We start from the raw sequence: 26728 nt of genomic DNA, 5'->3' as shown, positions 1-26728 counted from the left end.
GGCTAAGACTACGATTTTTTACAGAACGATCAACTTACTTGAGTTTGCTTCCAGATGACAAGCTGAACCCAAGCGTTCTCTAATTCGGTTAACTCTTCTTGAGTAAGCGTAGAAATGCTCGACTTTGCACTGTATTTTTCTGCCCATTTATCAGATCGGACATGAGTATGGAACTCTTTCTTTAAATTTGAGATTACGTTATCCACAGATACATCCTTATATAGCAGTGCTTAGCCTTTATAATCGGTCAATGTTACAAAATACAGGTCAATTGGTAAACAGTAATACACAATTTTTATGAGCTCTTCCTAACACTTTTTACTGATAAATATATAAATAAGAGAAATAATAGGCTCGGTAGCAACCAAAGTAATAGATTTGAAACCTTCATCGCCGGCTTATAAAGTACAAATTCACCAAATCTTTCCGTCATATATCGAGTAATCTCATTATTACTCTTCCCTGCTTTCACCATATTGAACACAACAAGACGTAAGTCTTTTGCTATTGGTGAGTTGGATTCAATCAGATTTTGGTTTTGACATTGTGGGCAGCGTAACGTTTTCGCCAAGCTGATAGCACGTTGCTGTTGTTCTGGATTATCAAACTCAAACAGTTCAACTTGAATACTCGTCTCTTTATTACTGGCAGTAAAAAGATCTTCAGCCATAGTCGGAAGGCTAATCACTAAAAGCGCTGACAGCATAAACAACGTTTGTATTAGAGACTTCATCATCCATTCACACCATCAAAATACATCGCAAGCTCATCTTTCCATACCGTTTCATTAATAACGCCCAATAGCTTCTTAATGATCTGGCCATTGGCATCAACCAAATACGTTTCAGGTGTGCCGATTACGCCCAACTCTAACGCTAACTTGCCTTGAGGGTCACTGATCACGGTTGAGTACGGGTTGCCATCGTTCGATAACACGTTAATCGCAGCCCCAGAGTTATCTCGATAATTGAGCCCGACGATTGGAATGCCTTTATCGTGAAGTTGAAGCAAAAATGCGTGTTCGGTTTTACATATCCCGCACCAAGAAGCCCACACATTAACAAGTTGATAAGGATGTTGCGTGACATCAGTGAGCGTAATGTCCTGCTGACCACTGACGCCTTCACTATTCACTAACGCACTCGATGTAAATTCTGGAAATGCCCTTTGTTGTTCAGACACAATGGTCGACTGCTGCTTATTATCAAGCGCAAAGACAAATCCCAGCACCACAATCAATGCTAAGGCAATTAGAGTAATTAGCTTGTTACGAACGCTGGTATGCATACTGTGACGCCTTAACGGTTTTCTTTTTACGATGAGTCAATGAGAGCAAAGCGCCGATAATGGAGAACAGCCCACCAAACCAGATCCAGCGCGCATACGCCTTATACTGAACACGAAATGCGTAAGCGGTGGAATCGACTTTCTCGCCCATGGTGATATAAACATCGCCATGCCAGAACCACTTCATTGCAGGCTCACTCATGTTCATAACACGAACTTGGTAGTGTCTTCTTTCTGGCGCGATGGAAAAGCTTTGCTCGCTAGCATCTAATTCGAGTATCGCTTTTTCTGCAGTAAAGTTGGAGGCGACATAGAGCTCGGTATCACGATGAGAGAGCGTCCAGCCCATAAACTCAACCTCTTCACCTGGGCTCAATTTGTAACTTCGCTCAAACGAGTGGTAGCTATTCATCGCGGCACCTATCGCTAATACTGCGACACCCACATGCGCCAACGTCATCACCCATACTTTGCGTTGAAACTTAGAGTTGCGCGTTACCGCTAAGCCGTAAACATGAGTCAGGGCTACCCAAAACGCAAGTGACCATGTCATTAGCACCATCACTTGGATCGCTTCAACTTGCAAAACATAAGTTACAAAGCCAAGACAGAGAGACAATAAGGCAATAATTCCAATCACACCTTTCGACGCTTGAGGTTTGATACTGAGCAATGGCGCTAACCCTATCACTCCCATCGCAAGCAGAGCCAATGGCGCAATAAGAAGATTAAAGTAAGGTGCGCCCACAGAGATATTTCCAAGGCCAAGTAATTCAAAAACCATTGGGTAGAAGGTACCAAACACCACCACCGCCGTACCCAGTACAAATATAAGTACCGCCACTAAACTCAAAAAACTTTTACTCGCAAAGCTAGTGATTGGATTCGACTCGAAAGATTCACCACGAACAATAAGAAGAGAAAACGAACTCACTAACACCAAAACCAGTATCAGCAACAGCGCGATACCTTTGGTTGGGTCAACAGCAAAAGCATGAACGGAAGTGAGGACGCCAGATCGAACAATAAAAGTACCGAGGATACTTAAACAAAACGTAATGAAAGCAAGGCTAAGTGACCACTTCAGCAACTGTTGCTTGCCTTTAGCAACACCCAAACTGTGCAATAGAGCGGTTGATGTTAGCCAAGGTAATAGGCTGGCATTTTCTACCGGGTCCCAGAACCACCAACCACCCCACCCTAACTCGTAGTATGCCCACCAAGAACCAAGAATGATCCCTGCGGTTAAAAAGATCCAAGCGACCAAACAACAACTGCGACAATGAGCGACCCAATCGAACTCAATCGGATCCACCAGCAAAGCGGCCACAGCAAATGCCAAGACCACAGAGAAACCAACATAACCCAAATACAACAGAGGCGGATGGAATATCAAACCAACGTCTTGCAGCATTGGGTTAAGGTCACGCCCTTCAAGTGGCAAGGTCGAATTCAGTTCAAATGGGTTCGAAGCAAATAAGGTAAACCATGCAAATATCGCGAGTAACACATTCATCACCCACAATACGCGGCTCTGATACTCAGAAGAATATTGCTTTTGTAGGGCAATCACACCCGACCAACAGCTAATGGTTAAGACCCAAAATAGCAATGAGCCTTCATGTCCAGCCCACACAGCGGCCATTTTGAAGAAGGTGGGTAATTGAGTATTGGAGTGTTCTGCAACATAGAGGATGGAAAAGTCGTCACCTACAAAGGCATAGCCAAGTAAAACGATAGCGCCAATGGAAAACAAAGCGCTAGAGAGGGAGAAACTGCGAATTAAAGCCACATTTTGTGCTTGTTTAGTTAGCATTTGATACATCGAATACACAGCGATAATGCTGCTGAGAACAGCGACCAAAATTAAACTAAACAGCCCCAAAGAACCGACCATATCACCTCAATCAGGCTCTACCTAAGCAGAACCAAGTTAAACCATTATTGGCATTGATTGCTCAACTAGCTATTGCTACTCAGCGAAAAGAAATTTAGTGAGCAGATGTTTAGTATCCAACATCCACTCACTTATAACCTTGAGCGAAATTAAGCTAACGTTAATTGTCCTGCATAAAGGACAAACGTTCTTAGCATTAATACGCCCATCAGACTCAATGAAGTAACAGAGAAAATATACACAGTACTATGGCGAACCGATGCTGGTGTCACGGCGTTAAGCAACAAGGGTAAAACCATACCCACACCAATTACGCCATACCAGAACCAACTTGCCCAGAAACCACTGCCGATTGCGTTCCATACGGCTTGCTCACTTTGGCCACCAGCAAATATCAACCCAGTGAAGAAAGTAACAAGGACAAACAGTTCAAACATCACGACCGGACGTTCGAACCCGTGGATCCAAGAAATACTCGCACTATGCGGAGACTCCTTAAAGACCAACACACCAAATAAAATACATGCCGCCGCTCCCGAGGATAAACTCGAGAATAAGAACAATATCGGCAACACTGGGTTATTCAGCATTGGGAAGGTATTTAGCGCAGAGAGTAAGAAGCCAGTGTAAGCCGCAAGTAATAGCGCAAGCACAGCTAAGAATATTTCAAAAACATTCTCAAAAGATTCTAATTTGCCAATCCAGTTACTGACAAAATCGAATCGCCCTTTTAACCATGCTTGATCACTCAAGAATACGGCAATCTGATTTCGGAATATAATGCCGATCCAAACAAATAGGATCACCATATACACTTGGAATAAGATCACACCCATCGACATCACTGACGTCGGATTATAAAAGATCATGATCTTCCAAAATGATAGTGGTTTCGTCAGGTGGAAAACCAAGATCAATAAACCTGAGATGATCCCGAATGGTGCTAGAAAAGCCGTTGCCTTTAATACACCATTATTCGCTGGATCGTCCTCAATCACCTTTCTCTTAAGGTAAATCGAGATCATCACTGCACCCGCTGACATACCCGCCAAAAACAGATAGATAGCAATGATCCAGTCCCAAACCACGGTACCTGATTGAAACGCTGTATCCCATGCACTCATAATCAAATCTCCCCTTTTTGGTGTGGCACTTTATAGAGTTTTGGCTGAGTACCTAGATAAGCCTTATCTCTGTAAACCACTTCAGATTTAAGTACCTGGTTTATCTCGCTCTTAGGGTCATTTAAGTCGCCAAATATCAGCGCATTGGTAGGGCAAGATTCAACACAAGCAGGTAATTTACCTTGCGCAAGATTGGTATCGCGGCAGAAGTTACATTTGTCGGCCGACTTATTCTTAGGATGGAAGAAGCGCACTTGATATGGACAAGCTAGCAGGCAATAACCACAGCCGACACACTTCTCTTTATGTACATCAACAATTCCTGTCTTCTCATCTTTATAGGCGGCGCCTGTTGGGCAAACCATCACACAAGGTGCATTATCACAATGTTGACAAGAGTTACGAGTGAAACGGTAATCAACATTTGGATATTCACCTTGAGGTTCGCTCTTTATGATTTCTAAGCGCGATACGCCTTCAGGCACTTTGTTTACTTCACGACACGCCTCAGTACAAGCAGTACAGCCAATACAAGCGGTTTCGTCATGAACCATTCCGTAACGCTTGGTGCCATCTTCCTGAACATTAGCCAGCGTTTTGCGGCTTGTAACCGCTGCAGTACCTGCAACACCAGTTGTGAAAATAACGGCACCCGCGCCAGCTAAAAAGTTTCTTCTTGAGCAGCTCATAGATTACTCCCCTTCTTTCTTCTGGTTGAAGTCTGAATGGCAATCCACACACAGCTTGATGGTTTGCTTTTTATCTAAGCCAAGCACCTTCGCTTCACTCGCATGCACATCGTGACAGTTTGAACACGTTAAGTTTTGTGCGTGTACGTCATGAGTCCAACTCGCTTCGCGCAGATCATCAGGCTTATGACAATCTATACATTGGCTGTTGGCATCTAGGATTAAGCTAGGATCGAGGAAAACCTTTTCGGTTCCGGGTTGTGATTGAGCCGCGCGATACTTCACCACCTCAGGTGCACCATCACGGTGATCGGGGCCAATAGAACTATGACAATCTGTGCAATTCACTTCACGGCCAAGCAAAGCGTGCGCACTCTCACCATGTGAACCAAATACCGTTTCTTTAGAATCTTTATGGCATTGGACACACTTGTAATCTTTGTCACGTATTAATTCGACTTCATGTCTTGTTGACTCTCCTACTGGCGTAACAGCAGGCTCTGCAACAGCATGAATGGAATAACCATAGAGGCAGAATGCTAGAAGGGATTTAAGCATTATGACTATGGCCAATTTAATATTGCCCATTTTATCCTTTCCTTATACCGGCATTATTTAACTCTCAACTAAATAATATTCCGGTTAAACAAAAGTACCCTTAAACGATATTATTACCGCTTAAATGATATCAATTCTTATTTTGGATAAGCCACAACGCTTTCTATATTTAGAATATACCCCTAATTAGGTAAAGCGAAATATACAAAGGGTAATATGTGAACACAATCACCCTATTTATAGTGAGGGCATGTCGGGTAATTATTTGTTATATATGATAATAATTCTCAATAAGACCAGTCTAACTTGATGTCCACATACCCCTTTAGGGCTATATAAACTTCAACGTGATTGAAGTCACTGTCATTAATTGATCTAAAACAAGCAAACATCCGACACGTAACAAAATGTGTTTATTTATGAATTAATATAAACAGCAATTCTCCAGTTCTTAATTTGAATAGCAAACTCACAACGCTTGGTATAAAAATCAGTATATTGGAGATATCACTGTGAAAAAGCATTGGATACGTAATTCCGTCACAGCATTATTAATGGTTAGCGCATCACTAGTAAGCGCGACCAGCTTTGCTGCGTCTGAACAAAAAGAAATTGGCGATCCTCGTAACGACCAGTTCGAGCAAAACCACCCAGATCAATACCATTCATGGAGACAAACGTCAGAGAGCGAAGCCATTGAAGACGCACTAAAAGAAGATCCAAACATGGTTATTCTATGGGCGGGCTACGGTTTCGCGAAAGACTACAACAAAGCGCGCGGCCACTTCTATGCGATTGACGATGTAAGACAAACCTTGCGTACTGGCGGTCCGACCGACGAAAGCTCAGGCCCTATGCCAATGGCGTGTTGGAGTTGTAAAAGCCCAGACGTAGCACGTGTTATCGAAGAGCGTGGTGAAGACGGTTATTTTGAAGGTAAATGGGCACGTCTTGGCAACGAGATTGTGAATCCTATTGGCTGTGCAGATTGTCACGATACCCAAAGCGAAGGCTTTAAAAATGGTGAGCCAGCACTGAAGGTGACACGCCCTTATGTTGAACGTGCATTTGAAGCGATTGGTAAAAAGTTTGATGAGCAAAGCCGTTTAGACCAACAAGCTTCTGTTTGTGCTCAGTGCCACGTGGAATACTACTTCACAGGGCCAACTAAAGGCGTGAAGTTCCCTTGGGACAAAGGGACTCGTGTTGAGCAAATGGAAGAGTATTACGATCAGATTAGTTTTAAAGATTGGACGCACAAAGTATCTAAAGCGCCAATGCTGAAAGCACAGCACCCAGGCTTCGAAACATGGCGCGAAGGCATCCACGGTAAGAACAAAGTCGTTTGTGCTGACTGTCATATGCCGAAAGTGACCAAAGAAGATGGCACCGTTTATACCGACCATAAAGTGGGTAACCCATTCGACCGCTTCGAAGATACCTGTGCAAACTGTCACACTCAATCTAAAGAGACCATGCTTAACATCGTTTCAAGCCGTAAAGCGCAAGTGCTGAACATGAAGCTGACTGCTGAGAAACAAATCGTAGCCGCTCACTTTGAAGCTGGCGCAGCATGGGAAGCGGGTGCGACCGAGCAAGAGATGGAACCTATCCTACTGGATATTCGTCATGCTCAATGGCGCTGGGACTACGCTATTGCATCTCATGGTGTTCATATGCACGCCCCTGAAATCGCTCTAGAAGTACTAGGTACTGCCGTTGACCGCGCAGCCGATGCTCGAACTAAGATTGTTCGTCTACTTGCGAAGAAAGGCATTACCGATCCAATCGAGATTCCAGATATCTCAACCAAAGAAGCCGCTCAGAAAGCGCTAGGAATGGACATGGATAAGATGAATGCTGAGAAGCAACACTTCTTAGACACCGTGGTTCCTAAGTGGGAAGAGCAAGCTGAAAAGCGTGAAGCTAACTACGAATACTAGTTCCTTCAAATAGACCAATAAGATAAAACCAGTCACACTGTAAAGGTGTGGCTGGTTTTTTAGATTTGGGCGCACTCAACCGTCCCAATTTCACATTACCTTTTAGCTAATTCAAGGAACAAAGAATGAAGCACTTACTTTCGCTTTCGGCATTATGCATCGCATTAACAAGTTCAGGACTTCACGCCTCAGAACGAGCAGAAACAGGGTGGGAAATGATTGAGGAAGGTGCGCTGGTCGTTGATGTCAGGACACCAGGAGAGTTCAAGCAAGGTCATCTGGACAATGCGATTAACTACCCTCTTTCTGAAGTCGCTACGCACTTTGCCAGCATAGACAAAGCTCAACCTATCGTTTTGTATTGCCGCAGTGGTAACCGCTCAGGACAAGCTTACCAGTATTTGAAAGCTCAAGGGTTTACACAGATCCACAACGCTGGCGGTTTAATTGAGATGCAAGAAAGCAAATAATCTCGAAATTACAGATAGTGCCCGTTTAACGGATCATTTGCTTAGCTTGGTTGATCGAATGGATGATAGAGACACGATCAATGCCTTTCTGGTTAGAATCGAGAATTTGAGTCCAAGCATCGATCGCTTGTTGGTAGCGCATACTGATGAAGTGATCGGTCGCTATCAACATCAATGCCGTACGATCGTTGGGATCAAGCTCCATGGATTGATTTAAGAGCACTTTCACATCATCACTCATCGCCTGTGAACTTAGGTAATACAAGGCGCTCGCTTTAGCTGCATAAAGCCCTGAAGGCGCCTGTGGGTCTAAACGAATCGCATAGTCGTAACAGGTAAATGCAGCATCAAACTCCCCTTTCTGCATATAAACACCACCAAGCTTAAACCAAAGGTCTGATTGATTAGGGTCTTGCTCCAAGCTCTGCTGAAGTTCATTTTGGAAATCTGTTGTTGTATAGCTGCTGTCGTCACTTGAAGTAAGTTGAGGGGCTTCTTGTTTCATCTGAGACCAAACCAGAATGCTGACTAATATCGCCACACATGAAATAAGGAGGTTGCTTTTCAGATGACTGGTCTTTCTGTTTGATGCGATCACGATTGCCACTAGAAATAGGCTCATTAGCAGCAAAGCAATCAGTAACCAGATATCCATTCCACTCTCCTTTCATTGACGCTTTACTGTACCTTTTTCTCACTAAAACAATATTGATCGAGGTTTAGCTATTGGCTTTTACACAAGTCACAGCCAAATTTTAGGTAATAAAAAACCGAGCACAATGGCTCGGCTTTTTGTCTCAACTTCTATTTATAGAAGTGAAAGATTACTCAGTGTCTTGCTCGCTATCAGAAGCGTCTGATGCTTGCTCTTCACTTGATTCAGAAACGACTGCTGCTTCAGCGTTTGCTACTTCAGCTTCGCCTTCAACAACCTCAGCTTCTTCTACTTCGTCGATACGTTGTAGACCTACAACATTCTCGTCGTCAGAAGTACGAATCAGTGTTACACCTTGAGTGTTACGACCAACTTGGCTCACTTCCGCAACGCGAGTACGTACTAGCGTACCTGCGTCGGTGATCATCATCATTTCGTCGCCTTCTTCAACTTGAACAGCGCCAACAACTGGGCCATTACGTTCAGAGACTTTGATAGAAACCACACCTTGCGTTGCACGGCCTTTCGTTGGGTATTCAGCTAGTTCAGTACGCTTACCGTAACCGTTTTGAGTCACAGTTAGGATATCGCCTTCGTTAGAAGGAACAATCAACGATACTACTTGATCGTCTTCTGGAAGCTTCATACCACGAACACCAGAGGCAGTACGGCCCATTGCACGTACTTTGTCCTCGTTAAAGCGAACAACTTTGCCCGATTTAGAGAACAGCATGATGTCGCTATCACCGTTAGTGATGTCAACGCCAATCAGTGAATCATCGTCACGTAGGTTAACTGCAATTAGGCCGTTAGCACGTACGTTTGCGAACTGATCCAGTGATGTCTTCTTAACAGTACCGTCACCCGTTGCCATGAAGATGAATTTCTCGTTAGAGAACTCAGAAACAGGCAGGATAGCCGTGATACGCTCACCTTCTTCTAGAGGAAGAATGTTAACGATAGGCTTACCACGAGCAGTACGACTTGCTAATGGCAGTTGGTAAACTTTCAGACGGTATGTCTTACCACGAGTAGAGAAACATAGGATGTTATCGTGAGTATTAGCAACAAGCAGACGCTCAATGTAATCCTCATCTTTCATCTTAGTTGCACTCTTACCTTTACCACCACGACGCTGAGCTTCGTAGTCGCTTAGGATTTGGTACTTAACGTAACCTGCGTTAGAAAGCGTTACTACAACGTCTTCTTGAGCAATCAGCTCTTCCATGTCGATGTCATGAACTGCCGCTGTGATTTCTGTACGACGCTCGTCGCCATAGATTTCACGTACTGCTTCAAGTTCTTCACGGATAACTTCCATCAAACGCTCAGTGCTTGCAAGAATGTGCATTAGCTCAGCGATTTCTTCTAGAAGGGCTTTGTACTCGTCTAGAATCTTCTCGTGCTCAAGGCCTGTTAGGCGGTGAAGACGAAGTTCTAGAATTGCTTGTGCTTGTGTTTCCGTTAGGAAGTATTGACCATCGCGGATGCCGTATTGGTCTTCTAACCAATCAGGACGAGCTGCGTCAGTACCTGCACGCTCAAGCATTGAAGCAACGTTACCAAGATCCCAACCACGAGACACTAAACCAACTTTAGCTTCTGCTGGTGTTGGCGCGCTCTTGATCAGTTCAATGATTTCATCAATGTTAGCAAGTGCTAGAGACAATGCTTCAAGGATGTGTGCACGGTCGCGTGCTTTCTTCAATTCGAAGATAGTACGACGAGTCACAACTTCGCGACGGTGGTCTACGAAGCACTTAAGCATGTCTTTGATGTTGAACAACTGTGGTTGACCGTTATTCAACGCAACCATGTTGATACCGAAAGTCGTTTGCAGTTGAGTTTGAGCGTATAGGTTGTTAAGAACCACTTCGCCTACTGCATCACGCTTACATTCAATAACAATACGCATACCGTCTTTATCAGACTCGTCACGCAGTGCACTGATGCCTTCTACTTTCTTATCTTTAACCAGTTCAGCAATCTTCTCGATCAAACGAGCTTTGTTTACTTGGTAAGGGATCTCAGTAACGATAATGGTTTCTTTACCATTCTTCTCTACTTCGATATCCGCTTTTGAACGCATGTAAACCTTACCGCGGCCAGTCTTGTAAGCATCTACGATGCCTTTACGACCACTGATAAGTGCTGCTGTTGGGAAGTCAGGACCAGGGATATAGTCCATTAGCTCATCAATAGTGATATCTTCATTATTGATAAATGCTAAACAGCCATCAACAACTTCACCAAGGTTATGTGGTGGGATGTTGGTAGCCATACCTACTGCGATACCAGAAGCACCGTTTACCAATAGGTTAGGAATTTTTGTAGGAAGTACTGCTGGAATTTGTTCTGTACCATCGTAGTTCGGTACGTAATCCACAGTTTCCTTATCAAGGTCAGCCAGGAGCTCGTGAGCAATTTTCGCCATACGAACTTCGGTATAACGCATTGCAGCCGCGGAGTCGCCATCGATAGAACCAAAGTTACCTTGGCCATCAACTAGCATGTAACGCAGTGAGAACGGTTGCGCCATACGAACAATAGTATCGTATACAGCACTATCACCATGTGGGTGGTATTTACCGATTACATCACCTACTACACGAGCAGACTTTTTATATGGTTTGTTCCAATCATTACCTAGTACATTCATCGCGAACAAAACGCGGCGGTGTACAGGTTTTAGGCCATCACGCACATCTGGAAGGGCACGACCAACGATGACGGACATCGCGTAGTCTAGGTATGAACCTCTAAGCTCATCTTCAATATTTACGGGCGTGATCTCTTTCGCTAGATCGCTCATAGAGCCATTTTCCCTCTATAGTCAGATCGTATTTTTGAATACGTATAAGACCGAAAAATATAACACAAATTTACCTACGGAGGCATCACTTTCCCTCTCCTTTTACCATCTTGTGACCCTTGTAGCCAATCAATTGGTGAGAAATTGCACCTCCGCATCATATCTTGCTGAAACATGGTCACTTTACATCCAATAAACTAGCAAAATTGTAGATCTTCTGGTCAGAGCGAAAAGGCAAGTTATAATGCCTGCAATTTCATGGATGCATTATTTAACTTGGAAATGCCGATTATGACTAAATCACAGAACGTAGACCCAGCAGAAATCAAAAAATTCGAAGACATGGCGTCGCGCTGGTGGGATCTGGAAGGCGAGTTTAAGCCTCTACATCAAATCAACCCACTGCGCCTAAATTACGTGCTAGAAAAGACCGAAGGTTTATTTGGTAAGAAAGTCCTCGATGTTGGCTGCGGTGGCGGCATTTTGGCTGAAAGCATGGCTGTTGAGGGCGCAGTAGTCACCGGCCTAGATATGGGTAAAGAACCGCTAGAAGTGGCACGTCTTCACGCATTGGAAACTGGCATCAAGCTCGATTATATCCAGAGCACCATCGAAGACCATGCAGAACAGAATCCACAAACTTACGATGTGGTGACATGTATGGAAATGCTAGAGCACGTTCCTGATCCACAATCTGTGATTAGTGCATGTTCAAAATTAGTGAAACCGGGTGGTCACGTGTTCTTCTCTACCTTGAACCGTAACTTCAAATCTTACCTGTTCGCTATTGTTGGTGCAGAAAAGCTACTTAAGATTGTTCCTGAGGGCACTCATGAGCACGAGAAGTTCATTCGCCCTGCTGAACTTATCAAGATGGTCGATAACACTCCGCTGCAAGAACTAGGGATTACAGGGCTGCACTACAATCCTCTTACGGACACTTATCGTTTAGGCACAAATGTAGACGTAAACTACATCGTCCACACGCAAAACTTTGGCTAAAAAATATCGGTAGCCCTACCGTAAAACCTTTTGTAAAAAAGACGAATGAAAAGAGTTGCAATTACCATAACTTTGCGACTTTTTTCAGTCTAAATTTCGTGCGCTAGCTTCCATTTTGACCACCTCGATTTAAATTTAATCGCCTAAAATCAATCGCCCATTTTGGCCAAAGATCAAGGAATTTTTTTTTATGGGCGTGCAAAAATAAAGCATCATTAAAAGCCGACTTTTATACAATCAAGTCACATATAACCTCATCAGTTAGTGGTCACTTACAGTTTTTTTTCAATCCACCACTTATCCACAAGCAACCCCATTTCTTTACCTTGAAAAATATCAGTTGTAGCACTATCTTGTAACCCAACAAACAAATGACCCCTATATGTTGTGTTTGAACTACAATGTATGGGTAGACCAAGATCACAAAGCCGAAACGTAATTTACAAAAATTACACAGAAATACACAAAAACACGGCCTTGTTCAGTTTTGTTAGGGAAATTAAGCAGAATGAACCAACAACTTACTGTTACCAAGCGTAACGGGCGCAAAGAAACGATCGATCTAGAGAAGATCCATCGCGTGATTACATGGGCAGCTGAAGGCTTGCACAATGTTTCTGTATCACAAGTAGAATTGAAAGCTCACATTCAGTTTTACGATGGCATCACCACTACTGACATTCATGAAACTATCATCAAGTCAGCAGCGGATTTAATCTCTGAAGAGACTCCTGATTACCAATATCTAGCAGCACGTCTGTCTGTATTCCACCTACGTAAAAAAGCGTACGGCGAATACGAGCCGCCTGCACTGTATGACCACGTTGCAAAACTGGTTGATATGGGTAAATACGATAGCCACCTTATGGAAGATTACACGAAAGCTGAATTCGAAGAGCTTGACGAGTACATCGACCACAAACGTGACTTAGACTTCTCTTACGCAGCGGTTAAGCAGCTCGAAGGTAAATACTTCGTGCAAAACCGTGTAACGAAAGAAATCTACGAGAGTGCTCAGTTCCTTTACATTTTAGTTGCTGCGTGTCTATTCGCTAAATACCCGAAATCGACTCGTCTTGACTACATCAAACGTTTTTACGACGCATCGTCTACGTTTAAGATTTCTCTACCTACACCGATCATGTCTGGTGTACGTACGCCTACTCGTCAATTCAGTTCTTGTGTACTGATCGAGTGTGGTGACAGCCTTGATTCAATCAACGCGACAGCAAGCTCAATTGTTCGTTACGTATCTCAACGTGCTGGTATTGGTATCAACGCAGGTCGTATCCGTGCGCTTGGTTCTGAAATCCGTAATGGTGAAGCGTTCCACACAGGCTGTATCCCTTTCTACAAATACTTCCAAACAGCAGTAAAATGTTGTTCTCAAGGTGGTGTTCGTGGCGGTGCAGCAACGGTATTCTACCCACTATGGCACGGTGAAGTTCAGTCTCTATTAGTACTGAAAAACAACCGCGGCGTTGAAGAGAACCGAGTTCGTCACATGGATTACGGCGTACAGCTGAACAAGCTTATGTACTCTCGCCTAGTTCAGGGTGGCAACATCAGCCTGTTCTCACCTTCAGACGTACCTGGCCTTTACGATGCGTTCTTCGAAAACCAAGACCGTTTTGAAGAGCTATACGTTAAGTACGAAAACGATCCTTCAGTGAAGCGTGAAACGGTTAAAGCCGTTGAGCTTTTCTCTCTGCTAATGCAAGAGCGTGCTTCTACTGGTCGTATCTACATTCAGAACGTTGACCACTGTAATACACACAGCCCGTTTGATTCTGAAGTAGCACCTGTTCGTCAATCGAACCTATGTCTAGAAATCGCGCTTCCTACTAAGCCACTTTCTAACGTAGAAGATGACGAAGGCGAAATTGCACTATGTACGCTTTCAGCATTCAACCTTGGCGCAATCAATGAGCTGGACGACCTAGCAGAGCTTTCTGAGCTGGTTGTTCGTGCTCTAGATGCACTGCTTGATTACCAAGACTACCCGCTTCCAGCTGCATACAAGTCGACAATGAACCGTCGTACTTTAGGTGTAGGTGTAATCAACTACGCATACTACCTAGCGAAGAATGGTGTTAAGTACTCTGATGGCAGCGCGAATGGCCTGACTCACCGTACTTTTGAAGCAATTCAATACCACTTGCTAAAAGCATCTGTTGAACTAGCGAAAGAGCAAGGCCGTTGCCCATCTTTCCACGAGACCAACTACGCGAAAGGCCTACTGCCAATCGATACTTACAAAAAAGATATCGACTTAGTATGTGAAGAGCCACTGCACTACGATTGGGATTCTCTACGTGAAGAGATCATGGAGCACGGTCTGCGTAACTCTACGCTAACAGCGCTTATGCCTTCTGAGACATCGTCTCAAATCTCGAACGCGACTAACGGTATCGAGCCACCACGTGGTTACGTATCAGTGAAAGCATCGAAAGACGGCATCCTTAAGCAAGTGGTTCCAGATTTCCTAAATCTTAAAGAGAACTACGAGCTACTTTGGAACATTGGTTCTAACGACGGTTACCTACACCTAGTGGGTATCATGCAAAAATTCGTTGACCAAGCTATCTCTGCAAACACTAACTATGACCCAAGTGTTTACGACAGCGGTAAAGTACCAATGAAGAAGCTGCTTCAAGACCTACTAACAGCGTACAAGTACGGTGTTAAGACGCTTTACTACCATAACACTCGTGATGGTGCTAAAGACGACCAAGGCGATGCAGTTCAAGTGCCGGAAGAAGATTGTGAAGGCGGCGGTTGTAAGATCTAAACCGCAATAAACATTAAGACCCCAGAGAAGAGTTATCTTCTCTGGGTTTAAAGCATTAACAGGGTCCGTTTTATTACGGGTCTTTAAAGGATTTGAGGCATTTATGGCTTACAGTACTTTTTCTCAGCAAAAAAATGACCAACTAAAAGAACCAATGTTCTTGGGTCAGTCGGTAAACGTTGCACGTTACGACCAACAAAAATTCGAAATCTTCGAAAAGCTTATCGAGAAGCAGCTTTCTTTCTTCTGGCGTCCAGAAGAAGTAGACGTGTCTAGCGACCGTATCGACTACAACAAGCTTCCTGAGCATGAAAAGCACATCTTCATCTCTAACTTGAAGTACCAAACGCTTCTAGATTCAATCCAAGGCCGCAGCCCTAACGTTGCCCTACTTCCATTGGTATCTCTACCAGAAGTTGAAACTTGGATTGAAACTTGGTCTTTCTCTGAAACGATTCACTCTCGTTCTTACACGCACATCATCCGTAACATCGTGAATGATCCAGGCGTAGTATTCGACGACATCGTTGAAAATGAAGAGATTCTGAAGCGTGCTAAAGACATCGCTTTCTACTACGACGACCTAATCAAGCTAACGGCTGACTACCACCGCTACGGTGAAGGCAACCACAGCATCAACGGCGAAGACGTCAAGATTTCACTTCACGACCTGAAGAAGAAACTTTACCTATGTCTAATGTCTGTAAACGCACTAGAAGCGATTCGTTTCTACGTAAGTTTCGCATGTTCATTTGCATTCGCTGAGCGTGAGCTAATGGAAGGTAACGCGAAGATCATCAAGCTAATCGCTCGTGATGAAGCCCTTCACCTTACTGGTACACAGCACATGATCAACTTGCTACGCAATGGTCAAGATGATTTTGAATTCATGCAGATCGCTGAAGAGTGTAAGCAAGAGTGTTTCGACCTATTCAAAGAAGCGGCTGAGCAAGAGAAAGAGTGGGCAGAATACCTATTCAAAGATGGCTCTATGATTGGTCTGAACAAAGACATTCTTTGCCAATACGTTGAGTACATTACCAACATCCGTATGCAGGCTGTTGGCCTAGGTACGGCTTACCCAGCAGCAACGTCGAACCCAATTCCATGGATCAACGCTTGGTTGTCTTCAGATAACGTTCAAGTTGCTCCACAAGAAGCAGAAATCAGTTCTTACCTAGTTGGCCAAATCGACAACGAAGTAAAAGCTGACGACTTTGAAGGATTTGAGCTGTAATGCCAACAATCAAAATCAACAAACTGACTTCAATTGAATCTAACCCTTCAAACACTCTGTTGGAAACAATGGAACAAGCTGGGTTAGAGCCAGAATACAACTGCCGAGATGGTCACTGTGGCGCTTGCCGCTGCACGTTGGATTCTGGTGAGGTCGAGTACGTTGGTTTTGCTATGGCTTACACGCAAGGTAATGAGATATTGCCTTGTATCTGTAAAGCAAAGACTGAGCTATCGCTGAGTAACGTTATTCATAGAAACAAGCAAAAACGCGCATAAGCCAGCTGGCTTTAGGTAACTTTGTTCGAATATCGTCAATAAGAATCAAAAAAGGGTCCGCTTCCTTTAGGAATGCGGACCCTTTTCTATTTATGTCTTTAGGTATCTAAAGCGACTCGTCTATCACTCAACCAAATCTTCCTGTTGGCTTGTGTCATACAAAGCCAAACGTTTATTGCTGAGTCAGGTTAAGAGTCACAGAGCCAATATAACAAGCGCTTCGGCACTCTCCACAGCCGTTACACTTATCTTTGTCCACTGTAGGCAACTCTCCTACTTCGATGTGTATTGCACCAGCTGAACACGCCGTTTGGCATGCTGAACAGTCCATTTGCATGTAATTATTGCAGCTATCCGCAAAGCTCGGCTTGAGGTCGATATAAGGCGTGACCGTTGGATGAAGTGCGCCGGTCGGACACACTTCAGTGCATTTGTTACACATAGAACAACTGTTGTAATCCAAATTCAGCAGCGCACTGCCCTCTAGCATCTCAATAACGCTATTTGGACACGATTGTTCACACAACCCACAACCGTCGCAAAGACGCTCAAACAGCACCTCATCGACCGCTCTTGGCGGTCTTGCATGCAAGCGCTGTGATATCTCTTCATAATTCGCGGCTGCTTTAACCGGTTTAGAAAGTCGAGTTAAGAAGCCGCGTCTATTTGAATTTATTTGTTCAGACATTAGTCGATATATAACTTTTTAGTAGCAACGTTTAAATTATATTCAGATATTAAGTACTTAAACCAATCTATTACATCAACCGATAGCTTTTTATAAAAAGATAACTCTGATGCTTTATTTAGTTTTTCTAAATAAACAGAAGACCAAGTTAATAAGTGACCCTCAAGCAATTCACCGGATGAATTAATATTATTATTTTCTAACAAATACGCATGAGCGAATAACATTAAACCAAATTGATCTTCCGGCTCTCTTAACCCAGTGTCTAATTCAATCTGATTCAATTCTAAAAACTGGCGATACTCAACCGTAGAAGCACCAAACACAACGCGGTCTTTATCTAGGTACACAGAACCCCAAGGCGGAGCTGGCATGTCTCCAACGCCTTCAAACAGGCGGCTGAACTCTGCTGCGAGCGCATCTTCGTCTTCGCTTCTTAATGCCTGCAAGCATTCTTCAGAGAGTACTTCGCTCTCAACCAAAGCTTCGACAATGGTGATTAACTGTTCTTTACTTGTCGCTTGATAAAATAGCGAACCCAACAATTTATGCGTATCGATAATCATTATTATTTATACCGTTATAGGTTTAAAGATAATTATATTAATTAACTCATTTCATTCTTTGATCTATTTTATACATTCAATTCATAAACTTTAAATTCCACACTTATTTGATGCCAATCAATCAATAATTCGAAATAAATACATAAAGAACAAACTACCTATAAAGTGCTAGCTATCAATAGCAAAAGGCATCTTAGAATGACGAATAAGAAAGAATCTGGGGTAATGAATCTTACTCGAAGAGGCTTCATGAAAGCTTCCTCTGCAGTAGGTAGTGCAGCTGCACTTGCGGGCGGTATTGCATTACCTTTCAAATCCAAACCAGTAGCGGCTGCAGTTGCTGAAAATGTGGATGAGAAAATCGTATGGAGTGCATGTACAGTAAACTGTGGCTCTCGCTGCCCACTGCGTATGCATGTACAAAACGGTGAAATCAAATACGTAGAAACAGACAACACAGGCACTGACGAATACGGTCATCACCAAGTTCGTGCGTGTCTACGTGGTCGCTCGATGCGCCGCCGTGTTTATAACCCAGATCGCCTAAAGTACCCAATGAAACGTGTGGGTAAACGTGGTGAAGGTAAGTTTAAGCGTATTAGCTGGGAAGAGGCTTATGATGAAGTCGCTGGCACCATGCAACGCCTTATCAAAGACTACGGTAACGACACTATCTACCTAAACTACGGTACAGGTACGCTGGGCGGCACGGTTACTAAATCTTGGCCACCAGCTCAAACGCTGATTGCTCGTCTAATGAACCTAAGTGGTGGTTACTTAAACCATTACGGTGACTACTCAACAGCGCAAATCACGAAAGGCTTGAGCTACACCTACGGCGGTTGGGCAAACAACAACTCTTTCTCTGATTTAGAGAACACTAAACTTAATATTCAGTTTGGTAACAACCCTGCTGAGACGCGTATGTCTGGTGGCGGCCAGATCCACCACTACGTTGAAAGCAAAAACAAATCAAACGCAAGAACGATCATCATCGACCCTCGCTACACCGATACTGCCGGCGGCCGTGAAGATCAATGGATCCCAATTCGTCCTTCTACAGATGCGGCATTGGTAGCGGGTCTTGCACACGTGATGATCACTGAAGACCTTGTCGACCAACCGTTCCTAGACAAATACTGTGTCGGTTACGATGAGAAGACCCTTCCTGCATCAGCGCCTAAAAACAGCGACTACAAATCTTACATCCTAGGTTTAGGTGAAGATGGCGTAGAGAAGACACCAGAATGGGCTTCTAAGATCACGGGTATTCCAGTTGACACCATCGTTAAGCTTGGCCGTGAAATGGGCACAGCGAAACCATGTGCGATTCACCAAGGTTGGGGCTTACAACGCACTGCGAACGGTGAACTAGCGTGTCGTGCAATCGCGATGCTGTCACTGCTCACTGGTTCTGTGGGCGTATCAGGCGGTTCAACAGGCGCTCGTGAAAGCGACATCAACATTCCATTTGTGCGCTTCCCTACTGTGCCAAACCCAGTTGAAACGTCTATTTCAATGTTCATGTGGACAGACGCGATTTACCGTCACCATGAAATGACCGACATCACTGATGGTGTTCGCGGTGCAGAGCGCCTTAAGAACCCAATCAAGATGATCTGGAACTACGCAGGTAACTGCATCATTAACCAACACTCAGACATCAACAAGACTCACGCGATTCTTCAAGATGAAAGTGCGTGTGAAATGATTGTCGTGGTTGATAACCATATGACGTCTTCAGCGAAGTACGCCGATATCATCCTGCCAGACTTAACAACGTCTGAGCAAGACGACTGGTGTATGGACGGTAAAGCGGCGAACATGCCTTACTTCATCTACGCGCAGAAAGCGATTGAGCCTCAGTTTGAAGCAAAATCTATCTACGAGATGTGTACTCAGCTTGCGAAACGAATGGGCGTAGAAAAAGAGTTCACCGAAGGCCGTACTCAAGAGCAATGGATTGAGCAACTTTACGCAGAAACTCGTAAGAACGATCCAACACTGCCAACCTTCGAAGAGATGAAAGAGCTGGGTATCTACAAACGTAGCTACGACCACCACTACATCGCTTATGAAGATTTCCGTAAAGATCCTGAAGCGAACCCACTGACCACACCAAGTGGCAAGATCGAGATCTACTCAGAGCAACTGGCTGATATCGCGAAGACTTGGAAGCTGAAAGAAGACGAAGTGATTCACCCACTTCCGATTTACGCGGACTCTTTCGAAGGTCATAACGACCCACTAGCAGAGAAGTACCCACTTCAGCTAACCGGTTTCCACTACAAGGCTCGTACTCACTCGACTTACGGCAACGTTGCAGAAATCAAAGCAGCAGCACCGCAAGAGTTGTGGATCAACCCAATCGATGCAAAAGAACGTGGTATTGATAGCGGCGACATGGTGAGTATTTTCAACGACCGTGGCGAAGTACATATTCCAGCGAAAGTGACACCTAGGATTCTTCCTCGAGTTGTGGCACTAGGCGAAGGTGCATGGTACGCACCAGATGGTCAGAAGATCGACCATGCAGGCTCTATCAACGTGCTGACGACTCAGCGCCCGAGCCCACTTGCTAAGGGTAACCCTCAGCATACAAACCTAGTTCAAATCAAAGCGCTAAAGAAAGCATAAGGTAGGTTGGAATGAAACAATACGGCTTTTACATTGATTCAAGTAAATGCACGGGTTGTAAAACCTGTCAGCTTGCTTGTAAAGATTATAACGATCTAGACATCAAAACGAACTACCGTCGCGTATACGAATATGCCGGTGGTGGCTTCACTCAAGATGGTGATACCTGGGTTCAGAAAGATGTCTTTTCTTACTACCTATCTATCGCTTGTAACCACTGTACTAACCCAGCGTGTGTGAAAGTGTGTCCTTCGGGCGCAATGCACAAACGTGATGAAGACGGTTTGGTTGTGGTTGATGAGAGCGTATGTATTGGTTGTCAGCACTGTAGCAATGCGTGTCCTTACGGCGCACCACAATACAATGCTAAGAAAGGTCATATGACGAAATGCGATGGTTGTTACCAACGTGTTTCTGAAGGCAAACAGCCTATCTGTGTTGAGTCTTGCCCACTTCGTGCATTGGAGTTTGGTGAAATCAATACACTTCGCGAGAAGTACGGCTCTGGTGCGGATGTGGCTCCACTGCCATCTTCAACAGAAACGCTACCAAACATCGTGATTAAGCTGAACAAAAACGCGAAGCCGACTGGCGATACCAGCGGTCACCTAGCAAACCCGAAGGAGGTGTAAGATGATTTTTCATGAGTGGTCTTTAATCTTCTTTACGGTGCTGGCGCAAACTGCGGTTGGTGGTTACTTACTGATTGGCGCACGTGCACTGGTACTTGGTCATGACGAAGAGAAGCTGAACAGCTACAAGGTTCCAATGTTTATCCTATGGGTACTGATGGGTCTTGGCTTCATGTTCTCGACAACGCACCTTGGCTCTCCACTGCGCGCGTTTAACGCTTTTAATCAGCTAGGTTCGGCTTGGTTGTCTAACGAAGTGTTCTTCGGTGCGGCATTCTTCGCTGTCGGTGGCCTGCAATGGTTACTGTCGGTAGTCAAGAAAGGTGGCGTTGCTATCCAGAAAGCACTGATGGTTGGCGCGATGGTACTGAGTGTTATCTTCATGTACGCGATGATCAACGTATACATGATCAACACAGTACCGACGTGGGACAACATCTACACACCACTGAGCTTCATCATGACGATGGTTGTGGGTGGCTTGCTGTTATCTCAGTTCGTGATTGTATTCGCAAACGACAGCCGCTTTACGGTTGACCGTAACATCACCATGTTGGCTGTTATCGCTGTTGCTATCAGCTTGCTTGTGACAGTAGGAAAACTGAACCTAATCGGAGACATCCAAACTTCAGCGGCAAAAGCGTCTGAGTTAGTCGATGGTTTAGGTAGCTATGTGATTCTTCAAGTGGCACTGCTAATGGCAAGCTTGTTGATTTGGATTCTACCTATGCTGAACAAAGCAAAAGTGAACCCAGTTAACCTTGGCTTAGCACTAGTATTGTTCTTGGCTTCAGAGTTAATCGGCCGTGGTTTGTTCTACAGCCTACATATGACAAGCGGTTTGTAATCGAGTTCTTACAGACATGAGTTGCGTGTAAACATCGCTGCTTGTTTGGTTATCTAGAAGGCTAGATAAACAAAAGGCCCAACACCTATTTAGATGTTGGGCCTTTTTATTTCGTTTTTTCTAGCGTTTTTAATACAGACTTAGCGAGTTCGCTTACATCGTTAGCTTACATAGCTACTTAATGATAGCCGCTGGAATAAACATGTCTTTTAATCGCTTAACCGAAGAATAAGTACCAAACATCGGTTTGTTATCTAAATGCCTTCTCAGCATATCGGCGGCAACGGTCTTAATCACGTTGCGTTGGTCTTCACGCGAGTACTGACGATAAAACTCAAGTACCTGCCCCCACTCGCCTGCTTCAGTCGACAATGCAACGCTGAATGTGTTGCCTTCCAGCTTACCAGTCACCAAAGCCAATTCAGTTCCGCACTTATCTCTTGTTGCTCCAGCCAGCGCAAAGGTCGCGGCTAATGGATCGCTCTTTTCAAGTTCGCTCTCTTTTGGCTCAGCCATCACCCATGAGTGTCCGAAGCAATCTTCTATCTGCTCATTCAATTGCAGCCACGCTGACAGTGAACCTTTGGTCGACACTTCAGACACAGATAACGTCTTCTTTTTTTCCGCCATGATGTGTCCAATATGGTCAATCATCGGCTCATCAACACTAACGACATTACTCTCTAGCAGCTTGTAAACCATCTGCAGAAGCTTAACGCGAGTTTCTAAGTCTGCCTTAGGACCAAACAGTTTGACCTCAATGAACGGCAGATAAGAGCGATAACCAAGTTCATAACCTTCTGGCAGCTTTAGTTGATCCAAAACATCAGAGATACCGGACTCAGACAAACCAAACGTAAACAGTCGACTGCATTCAGAGGCAACCACTTGAGGGTAGGTACACGACAAGTCAGGAAGAATCTCAAACGTCACCATGCGCTTGAATTCACTTGGTACACCCGGCGTGAAATAGAAAGTCGCATCGTTAATTTTCAGTTTGAAGCCACAAGCCGTCCCCACAGGGTTATCGACAATCTCTGAACTCGCAGGTAACAAAGCTTGTTTAAGGTTGCTGTCTGGCATTGGCATGCCACGTCCAGAGAACATCTCTTCCATACGAGCAAGCCATTCAGGGAACATGACGAGTTTCTGCTCGGAAGCAGCTGCAGCGGCGGCAGCACTCATATCATCGGTTGTCGGGCCTAAACCACCATTAACGATAACCACATCATAGTTAAAGCTCAGCATCAGCAGTTCTTCAACAAGAGCATTCATTTGATCACCCACAGTTGAGCGCTTAGCAAGCGCAAAACCATGCTGATAAAACTCAGCAGACATCCAAGCTGCGTTTGTATCTACAATGTCTCCATGAAGAACTTCTTCACCTGTGCTTAACATTGCGATTTTCGTCATATTTCTATCCCTTGTTGTCATAAAAAGACACTGCATTATTTACAAACTGGTCTATGGTTGAATTTGGAGCAATTCGCCTTTTCACTAATATTAATAATGTTAAGCCTAAGGTTTTCTTAGGAAAAGCTATAAATTATTAGTTCCCTAAATCAGGCATTTAATAGATAATTGTGACCCTGATCAATTCCAAACTTTGTCATGGAGACCCTTGTGGCCAAATCACCGTTACTAGCAAAGGTTACTGCCGCATTTTCAATGCTAATGTCAGTTAACTCGGTTGCAAGCCAATACGACTTCGACCAGCCAATCAACCTTTCTTACTCGGATGAATGTGCTCAAGATTACTGTTTTAATGACAACTTGTACACCTACAAGCCTAGTACCAATTACGCACTGAGCGAGTCGAGTGATGAGTACGACTTCTCAATCCAACAACCAAAACACATGTTGGTGAGTCAGGAGAAAGATTGGGATTACCTAATGGGTCAAACCTACACCATTCTTGGCTTGAGTGTCGCGACAGTGGGTCTAATGACTCTGCTCCCTGAAAGTATTACTAAGTGGGATGATGACCAACGTGATATCAGCTCATTAGGTAAAAAGTGGAAAGATAACGTTTCTGCTGGTCCAACATGGGACCGTGACGAACACTTCCTAAACTACGTAATGCACCCATATTTCGGTGGTGTTTACTACACCGCAGCTCGACACGCAGGTTACGACGAGTTTGAGTCATTCTTATACTCTTGGACTATGTCGACGTTCTTCTGGGAATACGGCGTAGAAGCGTTTGCAGAAGTACCTTCATGGCAAGATCTCTTCATCACACCTTTCTTCGGTGCGGTTGTCGGTGAAATGATGCTAGAAGCAGAGCAGGATATCATTGCTTCAGGTGGCGAAGTGATGGGCTCTCAAACCATGGGTGATGTGTCGCTATTCTTCCTTAACCCTGTTGGACACATTCACTACTGGGTAAGTGACGCATGGGGTGGTGATGCAGAAGTTAACCTGAATACTAACCCTTGGTGGGATAACCAAGACGCTGCACGTTTTGCTTACGATGCTGGCGCACCATACGACTCTCAGTTTGTTGGTATGAACTTCAAAGTAACGTTCTAATTCGTCTCTAGTACTACTCAATATAAGTTATTGAATATAAGTTGCTGAATCATCAATCACAGTGACAACTCTTCTAAAAAGCGGCTCTCTAGCCGCTTTTTTTGTGCCCTACTCTTCATTCTCTTTTTTTGCATCGAAGCTTAGTTTCAAAAATTGACCTAGGTCAAACATTGTTCGATGTAACCTTCTACACTGAAATTAAAGAACTTTATCGCGTGATATCAAACATTTAATTAGCAAAGAATAATTGAAACCTTGGGGGCTGATATGAACAGTACATTTATCGTAAACTTTATCGGAAAAGCATCACCAGCAACAATCAAACAGCTTGCTGCGGTTACTCACGAAAACGACGGCAAATGGCTCATCAGTAAAGTGAACTTTATTGAAGACCAAGTCGCAGGCGTACTAAAGGTTCAACTTCCAGCCATCAACGAATCGATTGTAAAAGAAGCGTTCAGCGCCAATCCAGATCTCATCGTGCAGTTTGTCGATTCCGATCATACACACAATGTTCAAGACACGGTCCATCACTTAAGACTCGACTCTAACGACCGAGCAGGTATCGTCAACGAAGTGACTCATGTATTGGATAGACAAGGGATCAGCATTCTCGATATGGATTGTCATCGTGTGTTTATCGCAGGTGGTGGCGGTGTTAGCTCAAGTCTATTCACATCAAAAATCGCCGTTAAGCTGCCAATCGAAGTACAGATCGACGACGTAGTTAATGAACTCGAAACGCTCAGTGAAGATACTCGTGTGATGATTGAAAGCTAAATAAACAAAATTAAAGAACAAAAAAGAGCAGCTCATTAGCTGCTCTTTGTATTGCTCTGAACTTGTGATTCAGTTACTTAACTGACCATTGTGATAATGAGCGTTTGAAGTCTTCATAGCCGAATTCATTTAGCTTCTGAACTTCACCACTGCTACGTTCACAGTAGATTGAAGGCATTTTAAGGCCATTGAACCAGTTCAATTTCACCATTGTGTAACCCGCGCTGTCTAACAGATGCAGCTTTTGACCAATCTTAAGTGGCTCATCAAAGCTCGCTTCGCAGAACTGATCGCCCGCAAGACATGAACACGAACCAATCACGTAGTCATGGCTGCCTGTTTCTGATGCTTCCAATACTGATGCGGGCTCATTGTAGATAAGCGTGTCAAGGCGGTGCGCCTCAGTCGCTGAATCCACAATCGCTGTTTTCTTCACGTTCTCAACAATATCGACCACTGTCACAACTAGGTCGGTTGTTTTAGTGATGATCGCTTCACCCGGCTCAAGATACATCTGCACACCGTGCTTTTCAGAGAAGGCTTTCAGCGCAAGACCGAGTTTTTCGATGTCATAGCCAGGCCATGTGAAGAACACACCTCCGCCCATGCTCACCCAGTCCAACTTATCTAAGTGCTCACCAAACTGTTCTGAGATTGAATCAAGCAGGCCGATAAACGCATCGACGTCTTTGTTCTCACAGTTCATGTGGAACATCACACCATTAATCTCATCGAAAATTTCTGGTTTGATGTGGTCAGCTTGCACGCCCAAACGCGAGAATTGACGTGCTGGATTCGCCAAGTCTTGCCCTGCGTAGCTCACGCCCGGATTTAAACGTAAACCCAGTGAAGCTTTACCTTCAACAATATGACGGTAAGCAGCAAGTTGGCTTTGAGAGTTGAAGATCATCTTGTCGCAGATGTCAGCAACCTCTCTCACGTCATCTTCACTGTAGCCCACACTGTAAGCATGAGTTTCACCGCCAAAAGTTTCGTGACCTAATTTCACTTCATAAGGGCCAGAACTAGTAGTACCGTCTAGGTACGGTTTGATGATGTCAAACACGCCCCAAGTCGAGAAGCACTTAAGCGCAAGTACCAATTTCACACCTGAAATCTCTTTCAGTTGCTTGGCTTTTTCTAAGTTCGCAATCAACTTGTCTTCGTTGATCATGAAATATGGGGTTTTTAGTTCTTCTTTCTTAAACGTCATTTTTGTAAACACTCAAGCAGCATCTATAGATGGAAAGGTAAATTAACAATTTTGGTGTGATTTATTTTGATTTTGTCCTGTCCGAGCGCA

At 44.2% G+C, this 26728-nt stretch carries 24 protein-coding genes; 11 read left to right on the top strand and 13 right to left on the bottom strand.

The annotated features are described in order from the left end of the window. Positions 1 to 29 precede the first annotated feature (29 nt). From AB4161_RS02920 to nrfB, 7 genes are all read right to left on the bottom strand, one after another. A complete protein-coding gene (locus AB4161_RS02920) occupies positions 30 to 206 on the bottom strand; it encodes a hypothetical protein (protein WP_017063565.1) in 177 nt (58 codons plus the stop codon). Between the two features lie 89 nt (positions 207 to 295). Beyond that, the gene (nrfF, locus tag AB4161_RS02915) at positions 296 to 736 is read right to left on the bottom strand and encodes a heme lyase NrfEFG subunit NrfF (RefSeq protein ID WP_372082743.1); all 441 of its coding nucleotides are present in this window, start codon (positions 734 to 736) and stop codon (positions 296 to 298) included. Next, positions 733 to 1287: a DsbE family thiol:disulfide interchange protein gene (locus AB4161_RS02910; RefSeq protein ID WP_372082741.1), complete on the bottom strand. Its 555-nt coding sequence runs from the start codon at positions 1285 to 1287 to the stop codon at positions 733 to 735. The genes nrfF and AB4161_RS02910 overlap by 4 nt, the downstream gene beginning before the upstream one ends. Then, positions 1268 to 3184 carry a heme lyase CcmF/NrfE family subunit gene (locus AB4161_RS02905; protein WP_017066838.1) on the bottom strand — a complete coding sequence of 639 codons (1917 nt, stop codon included), beginning with the start codon at positions 3182 to 3184 and terminating at the stop codon, positions 1268 to 1270. Before AB4161_RS02905 ends, AB4161_RS02910 begins: the two co-directional genes overlap by 20 nt. A gap of 149 nt (positions 3185 to 3333) precedes the next feature. Further along, complete coding sequence (nrfD, locus tag AB4161_RS02900; protein WP_372082740.1) at positions 3334 to 4308, bottom strand: cytochrome c nitrite reductase subunit NrfD; 975 nt, start codon at positions 4306 to 4308, stop codon at positions 3334 to 3336. 2 nt (positions 4309 to 4310) lie between these two features. After that, the gene (gene nrfC / locus AB4161_RS02895) at positions 4311 to 4997 is read right to left on the bottom strand and encodes a cytochrome c nitrite reductase Fe-S protein (RefSeq protein ID WP_017060985.1); all 687 of its coding nucleotides are present in this window, start codon (positions 4995 to 4997) and stop codon (positions 4311 to 4313) included. A 3-nt stretch (positions 4998 to 5000) separates the two neighbouring features. Beyond that, entirely contained in the window at positions 5001 to 5585 is a 585-nt protein-coding gene (nrfB, locus tag AB4161_RS02890; RefSeq protein WP_008222036.1) for a cytochrome c nitrite reductase pentaheme subunit, read from the bottom strand. A 482-nt stretch (positions 5586 to 6067) separates the two neighbouring features. On the opposite strand from nrfB, the gene nrfA reads away from it, so the two are divergent. Both nrfA and AB4161_RS02880 read left to right on the top strand, forming a co-directional pair. Beyond that, a complete protein-coding gene (gene nrfA / locus AB4161_RS02885) occupies positions 6068 to 7498 on the top strand; it encodes an ammonia-forming nitrite reductase cytochrome c552 subunit (protein WP_372082738.1) in 1431 nt (476 codons plus the stop codon). A 125-nt stretch (positions 7499 to 7623) separates the two neighbouring features. Then, positions 7624 to 7968 carry a rhodanese-like domain-containing protein gene (locus tag AB4161_RS02880; protein ID WP_017063559.1) on the top strand — a complete coding sequence of 115 codons (345 nt, stop codon included), beginning with the start codon at positions 7624 to 7626 and terminating at the stop codon, positions 7966 to 7968. Between the two features lie 25 nt (positions 7969 to 7993). Here the strand turns inward: AB4161_RS02880 and AB4161_RS02875 are convergent, their stop codons facing one another. Together AB4161_RS02875 and gyrA are read right to left on the bottom strand one after the other, a co-directional pair. After that, entirely contained in the window at positions 7994 to 8623 is a 630-nt protein-coding gene (locus tag AB4161_RS02875) for a tetratricopeptide repeat protein (protein ID WP_137001111.1), read from the bottom strand. A gap of 169 nt (positions 8624 to 8792) precedes the next feature. Continuing rightward, a complete protein-coding gene (gene gyrA, locus AB4161_RS02870; RefSeq protein ID WP_017072500.1) occupies positions 8793 to 11435 on the bottom strand; it encodes a DNA topoisomerase (ATP-hydrolyzing) subunit A in 2643 nt (880 codons plus the stop codon). Between the two features lie 258 nt (positions 11436 to 11693). Between gyrA and ubiG the strand changes: the two genes are divergently transcribed. The 4 genes from ubiG (at position 11694) to yfaE (ending at position 16743) form a co-directional block, all read left to right on the top strand. Further along, a complete protein-coding gene (gene ubiG, locus AB4161_RS02865; protein ID WP_372082737.1) occupies positions 11694 to 12437 on the top strand; it encodes a bifunctional 2-polyprenyl-6-hydroxyphenol methylase/3-demethylubiquinol 3-O-methyltransferase UbiG in 744 nt (247 codons plus the stop codon). Between the two features lie 508 nt (positions 12438 to 12945). Continuing rightward, on the top strand, positions 12946 to 15228 hold the full coding sequence (nrdA, locus tag AB4161_RS02860; protein ID WP_017060992.1) for a class 1a ribonucleoside-diphosphate reductase subunit alpha: 2283 nt from the start codon (positions 12946 to 12948) through the stop codon (positions 15226 to 15228). Positions 15229 to 15331: 103 nt separating this feature from the next. Beyond that, positions 15332 to 16465, top strand: coding sequence for a class Ia ribonucleoside-diphosphate reductase subunit beta (gene nrdB, locus AB4161_RS02855; protein WP_017063554.1), 1134 nt, complete (start codon positions 15332 to 15334; stop codon positions 16463 to 16465). Continuing rightward, positions 16465 to 16743: a class I ribonucleotide reductase maintenance protein YfaE gene (yfaE, locus tag AB4161_RS02850; protein ID WP_010438115.1), complete on the top strand. Its 279-nt coding sequence runs from the start codon at positions 16465 to 16467 to the stop codon at positions 16741 to 16743. Before nrdB ends, yfaE begins: the two co-directional genes overlap by 1 nt. A gap of 172 nt (positions 16744 to 16915) precedes the next feature. Here the strand turns inward: yfaE and napF are convergent, their stop codons facing one another. Further along, positions 16916 to 17431 (bottom strand): ferredoxin-type protein NapF, encoded by a 516-nt coding sequence (gene napF / locus AB4161_RS02845; RefSeq protein WP_017060994.1) that lies wholly within the window; start codon positions 17429 to 17431, stop codon positions 16916 to 16918. After that, a complete protein-coding gene (locus AB4161_RS02840) occupies positions 17431 to 17997 on the bottom strand; it encodes a molecular chaperone TorD family protein (RefSeq protein WP_372082736.1) in 567 nt (188 codons plus the stop codon). The genes napF and AB4161_RS02840 overlap by 1 nt, the downstream gene beginning before the upstream one ends. Before the next feature lie 198 nt (positions 17998 to 18195). Here AB4161_RS02840 and AB4161_RS02835 point away from each other — a divergent pair, with 198 nt between their 5' ends. Genes AB4161_RS02835 through AB4161_RS02825 form a run of 3 tightly spaced genes read left to right on the top strand, consistent with a single transcriptional unit; the run spans position 18196 to position 22113 of the window. Further along, positions 18196 to 20634, top strand: a complete 2439-nt coding sequence (locus tag AB4161_RS02835; RefSeq protein ID WP_372082734.1) for a DmsA/YnfE/YnfF family dimethyl sulfoxide reductase — start codon at positions 18196 to 18198, stop codon at positions 20632 to 20634. Between the two features lie 11 nt (positions 20635 to 20645). Next, the gene (locus tag AB4161_RS02830) at positions 20646 to 21266 is read left to right on the top strand and encodes a DMSO/selenate family reductase complex B subunit (protein WP_004733360.1); all 621 of its coding nucleotides are present in this window, start codon (positions 20646 to 20648) and stop codon (positions 21264 to 21266) included. Position 21267: 1 nt separating this feature from the next. Continuing rightward, on the top strand, positions 21268 to 22113 hold the full coding sequence (locus tag AB4161_RS02825) for a dimethyl sulfoxide reductase anchor subunit family protein (RefSeq protein WP_372082733.1): 846 nt from the start codon (positions 21268 to 21270) through the stop codon (positions 22111 to 22113). A gap of 174 nt (positions 22114 to 22287) precedes the next feature. On the opposite strand, the gene AB4161_RS02820 is transcribed toward AB4161_RS02825, so the two are convergent. Continuing rightward, complete coding sequence (locus AB4161_RS02820) at positions 22288 to 23526, bottom strand: CinA family nicotinamide mononucleotide deamidase-related protein (protein ID WP_017069172.1); 1239 nt, start codon at positions 23524 to 23526, stop codon at positions 22288 to 22290. 210 nt (positions 23527 to 23736) lie between these two features. Here AB4161_RS02820 and AB4161_RS02815 point away from each other — a divergent pair, with 210 nt between their 5' ends. Then, complete coding sequence (locus AB4161_RS02815; RefSeq protein WP_017069173.1) at positions 23737 to 24645, top strand: DUF3943 domain-containing protein; 909 nt, start codon at positions 23737 to 23739, stop codon at positions 24643 to 24645. A 267-nt stretch (positions 24646 to 24912) separates the two neighbouring features. Continuing rightward, entirely contained in the window at positions 24913 to 25425 is a 513-nt protein-coding gene (locus tag AB4161_RS02810) for a glycine cleavage system protein R (RefSeq protein WP_017061000.1), read from the top strand. Positions 25426 to 25498: 73 nt separating this feature from the next. Here AB4161_RS02810 and nspC read toward each other — a convergent pair whose 3' ends face one another. Then, positions 25499 to 26638, bottom strand: coding sequence for a carboxynorspermidine decarboxylase (gene nspC, locus AB4161_RS02805; protein ID WP_017063550.1), 1140 nt, complete (start codon positions 26636 to 26638; stop codon positions 25499 to 25501). Between the last annotated feature and the right edge of the window lie 90 nt (positions 26639 to 26728).

Source organism: Vibrio sp. 10N.286.51.E5 (assembly GCF_041469125.1).
Taxonomy (GTDB): Bacteria; Pseudomonadota; Gammaproteobacteria; order Enterobacterales; family Vibrionaceae; genus Vibrio; species Vibrio crassostreae_C.
The sequence above is the reverse complement of the archived record's forward strand: the minus strand, read 5'-3'. Positions and strand labels throughout refer to the sequence as shown.